Here is a 4,005-nt window from a genome sequence, read left to right as displayed (position 1 = left end):
CGCGAGCGGCAACGGCGAGCGGCTGATGTGGTACCCCTTCAAGGGCGCCTTCCGCGCCGGCGGCATCGGCAGCGGCGGCACCATGTGGGACGACGCCAACATCGGCTTCTACACCTGGGCCGGCGGCTTCAACACCACCGCCACGGGCCTGTACGCCTTTGCCATGGGCGACGGCTCGCAGGCGACCAACACGGGCTCCGTCGCCTTCGGCAACGACGTGATCGCCAGCGGCCAGTACGCCACCGCGCTCGGCGAGCGCACGCGCGCCGCCAGCCGCGGCACCCTGGCCTCCGGCGCCAACTGCTCGCCCGTGGCGACGTGCACCAGCGCCCACGCGGGCACCAGCTTCCGCGGCGCGCCCAACAGCAACGGCTCCTCCGCCGCCATCGGCCAGTACGTCACGGCCGACGCGGACTGGGCCATCGCGCTGGGCTTCCGCGCCAGCGCCGCCGGTCACGTGGGCTCGTTCACCTTCGGCGGCTCGCTCGCGGGCGCCAGCGCGGCCACGGACTCCATCCGCGCCACGGCCGACGGGCAGGCCACGTGGCGGGTGCCGGGCGGCTTCCGCATCTTCACCAACACGGCCGCCACGGTGGGCGTGCAGGTCAACGCCGGCGGCAGCTCGTGGAACGTCATCTCCGACCGCAACCGCAAGGAGAACTTCCTCTCGGTGGACGGAGAGGACGTCCTGGGCCGCATCCGCTCCCTGCCCGTGACGACGTGGCGGTACCGCGACGAGCAGGACCGCACGGTGCGCCACATCGGCCCCATGGCGCAGGACTGGGCCGCGGCCTTCGGCTTCAGCCGCGACAACACCACCATCAACATGAGCGACTTTGACGGCGTGAACCTGGCCGCCATCCAGGCGCTGGAGGCCCGCACGGCGGAGCTCCAGCAGCAGGTCGCCGCGCGGGACGCCCGCATCGAGTCGCTCGAGGCCCGCATCGCCCGCCTGGAGACGCTGATCGCGCAGCAGCAGCCGCAGCGGTAGGCCGGAGCGGCAGCCGGGGAACGCGCGGCGCACCCGCGCGCGAAAGATGGACGAATCCGGGAGCAGGGAGAGCATGCGCTCCCTGCTCCCCTCCCTTTTTTCCAGGAACGAATGAAGACGATGCCCGGACGGTGGACGTGGAGCGCGGCGCTGCTGGTGGCGGCCGCGTGCGGGGGGGGAAACGATGCCGGCGCGGCCGCGGGAGGGGCGCCGGCAGACTCGCAGGTGGTGCCCGTGGCGGCCCCCGTGGCCCCGGAGAGTGTGGCATCCGTGCCCGCCACGGACGTCCCAGCCGGGACACCCACGCCCCGGACCCCTCCGCGCGAGCCGGCCCCCACGGCCGCGGACTCTGCCGCCGCCGCCCGCGAGGACGTCTCGCCGGAGTGGAAGCAGCGGGAGCGCTCCATGGGCTCCTACGAGCGGTGCATGGAGCAGACGCGGGGCGCCGACGCCGCGGTCCGCGCGCGCCTGGAGACAGCGTGCGCGCGGCTTCCCGAGGCGCCGAAGTAGCCCGGCCCCGCCGGAAGTGAACGCCGCCCGGCGTTCACCTGGGGCCCTCGCGACACCCGTCGCGAGGGCCCTCGTCAACCCCTTGGGAAACATGCGCTTCCAGACTGTTCCGTCCGCCCGGAGCAGTCCAAATCCATACGTTTCCGGGCACCTTTCCTGCACCTGAAAGTGCGCGCGGCGAGCGTGGACCGTCCAGGCCACGCCTCCGCGCCGTCTCCGCATGCCCGGTCCCGTCCCGCGGCCTTGTCCCGTCCGCACCCCGCCGCGCCGGTGATCCGGCCACCCAACCCGCTCCGCCGCGTGCTCCCTGGCACCCGCGGGGCCCCCACCGCGTCCTTAGCCGCGAGGAACACGATGCAGACCCTTCCCACCCCGCCGTCGCCCCCGTCCGCGCGCCCGCGCCGTCCCTGGACGCCGCCCCGCGTGGAAGACCTGCCGCACCTGAACCGGCTGACGCTGCAGTCCATTCCCGGCGACTGCGGCACGGGCGGAAGCGGCAGCACCTGCTTTTGACCCGCGGCGCCGCGGACCGCCCCCCGGCCTCCGCGGACGCACGCCATCTCCCGCGCCCAGGGCGGCGCGGGCCCGTCCCACGCGGCGCGCCGGGATCCTGGCCCGGCGACGTCCCGCGAACCCGCGCCCCGGGTGCCTTTCCGGCGGCCCACCAGGACGGACTCACCCCCTGCCCTCCCCGCCCGCCCCCCGGCACGCCGTGCCGGCGGCGAACCACAGCGTGGCGGGGGCGTTCCGGACCCGCAGGGAAACCCCAACCCCGGGTTGTGTCATGAGATTTGTGCAACGGCATCTTTTCCTGGCGGCGGTGGGCGCGGCGCTCGCCCTGTCGGCGTGCGTGGACCGCGACAACCCCGCGGGGCCGCAGGCGCCGGCCCCCGGCGGGACGGGGCTGCCCCCCGCCGAACCCATCCTGCTGCAGGCCATCGACTGCCGCGTGGAGGTGGCGTCGCGGGCCGTGCGGTGCCGCAACGCCGAGCCGGCGGACGGCATGCCCGACTACCTCATCGTGGGCAACCAGAACACCTACGTCACGCTCACGAGCACGGACCCCGACTACGACGCGGGGACGGGGGCGTTCACCATGAACGTGACGGTGCGCAACCTCATCCCCCAGCCCCTGGGCACGGCCGACACCATGCCCGCCATGGCGCCCGACGCCAACGGGGTGCGCGTCTTCTTCTCCAGTCCGCCCGTGGCCACGGCGGGCACGGGCGCCATCGACGTGGTGGAGGACGGCCAGGACTTCTTTACGGCCGCCAACCAGGACTACTACCAGTACAACACGGTGCTGGAGCAGTTCGAGCTCAGCGCGCCCAAGGCGTGGCGGTTCAACGTGCCGGCCACGGTGGAGTCGTTCCACTTCGGCGTGTACGTGGCGGCGGCCGTGCCCTGGCCCAACGGCTACGTGCGGGTCACGGGCAACTTCAACGTGCTTTCCGGCAACGAGCGGCAGCTCACGGCCCGCGCCTACAACGCCGTGGGCGAGGAGGACCCCGTGGCGCCCGCCTTTACCTGGATGGCCCTGGACTCCACCCGCGCGGCCGTGAACGGCACGGGGATGGTGCACGGGCAGCGCGCCGGCGCCACGGGGATCGTGGCCATGGAATCGGGCGGCCTGTCGCGCACGGGGACGGTGATGATGAGCGTGATGCCCATCCGCCGCGTGTGGACGGGGGCGGCCGGCGTGACCAGCTGGGAGAACGGGGCCAACTGGCTCCCCGACAGCATTCCCCCGCAGCCCGCCGACACGGCCGTCGTGCCCGACACGGCCACGATCTTCCCCCTGCTCAACCAGAACGAGAGCGTGGGCGGGGTGGAGGTGCTGGACCTCACGCCGGGCGGCACCGTGCCCGCCATCTCCCTGGGCGCCTTCAACCTGGATGCGTCGGGAAGCGTGGTGACCACCAACTCCGGCTTCATCGACAACACGGCGGGGCGGCTGATCCTGAGCGGAATCGCGCAGACGGTGGAGGGACGGCTGCCCCCCGTGACCGTGACGGGCACCTACTCGCTCTCCGGGAACGTGCTGTCGCGCGCGTCGCTGCGGGTGCAGTCGGGGCGCCTGCGGAGCACCTCGTTCCGCATCCGGACGGAGTCGTACTGACGGCGGGCTTCGGCTCCGTTCCCGGACGGGGACGGACCTGACCGATGGACCTAAAACCGAGCAGATCCCATGAAGCGCACCCTCTTTGCCGCATCCGCCCTCGCCGCCGTGGCCCTGTTCTCCCCGGGCGCCGCCGCGCAGGCCGACATCCTGCTGCAGCTGCGGTCCGGCTCGCCGGCCGGCGACCGCTTTCGCGTGGACAGCGCGGGCGGCTTCGTGGCCCTGGGCAACCTGGGCATCGGCATCATTCCCGCGAGCGGCAACGGCGAGCGGCTGATGTGGTACCCCTTCAAGGGCGCCTTCCGCGCCGGCGGCATCGGCAGCGGCGGCACCATGTGGGACGACGCCAACATCGGCTTCTACACCTGGGCCGGCGGCTTCAACA

At 73.3% G+C, this 4,005-nt stretch carries 4 protein-coding genes and 1 pseudogene; all 5 read left to right on the top strand.

Annotated features, from left to right (window positions below):
* Positions 1-991 (top strand): tail fiber domain-containing protein (locus tag VFZ20_RS17805; protein WP_329685270.1); only part of this gene is annotated, 991 nt, incomplete at its 5' end.
* Positions 992-1,102: 111 nt separating this feature from the next.
* On the top strand, positions 1,103-1,501 hold the full coding sequence (locus VFZ20_RS17800; protein ID WP_329685269.1) for a hypothetical protein: 399 nt from the start codon (positions 1,103-1,105) through the stop codon (positions 1,499-1,501).
* Between the two features lie 354 nt (positions 1,502-1,855).
* The gene (locus VFZ20_RS17795; protein ID WP_329685268.1) at positions 1,856-2,014 is read left to right on the top strand and encodes a hypothetical protein; all 159 of its coding nucleotides are present in this window, start codon (positions 1,856-1,858) and stop codon (positions 2,012-2,014) included.
* A 271-nt stretch (positions 2,015-2,285) separates the two neighbouring features.
* Positions 2,286-3,620 carry a hypothetical protein gene (locus tag VFZ20_RS17790; RefSeq protein WP_329685267.1) on the top strand — a complete coding sequence of 445 codons (1,335 nt, stop codon included), beginning with the start codon at positions 2,286-2,288 and terminating at the stop codon, positions 3,618-3,620.
* Between the two features lie 69 nt (positions 3,621-3,689).
* Positions 3,690-4,005, top strand: a pseudogene (locus tag VFZ20_RS17785) (peptidase S74); the annotation flags it as partial.

The sequence above is a fragment of the Longimicrobium sp. genome, assembly GCF_036280135.1.
In the GTDB taxonomy this organism is placed as follows: Bacteria; Gemmatimonadota; Gemmatimonadetes; order Longimicrobiales; family Longimicrobiaceae; genus Longimicrobium.
Note: the sequence above shows the minus strand (reverse complement) of the source record. Positions and strands in the feature narration are given on the sequence as shown.

Coding starts and splice junctions, on each gene's coding strand:
- VFZ20_RS17795 (WP_329685268.1), top strand. CDS start 1,856: ATGCAGACCCTTCCCACCCCGCCGTCGCCCCCGTCCGCGCGCCCGCGC.
- VFZ20_RS17800 (WP_329685269.1), top strand. CDS start 1,103: ATGAAGACGATGCCCGGACGGTGGACGTGGAGCGCGGCGCTGCTGGTG.
- VFZ20_RS17790 (WP_329685267.1), top strand. CDS start 2,286: ATGAGATTTGTGCAACGGCATCTTTTCCTGGCGGCGGTGGGCGCGGCG.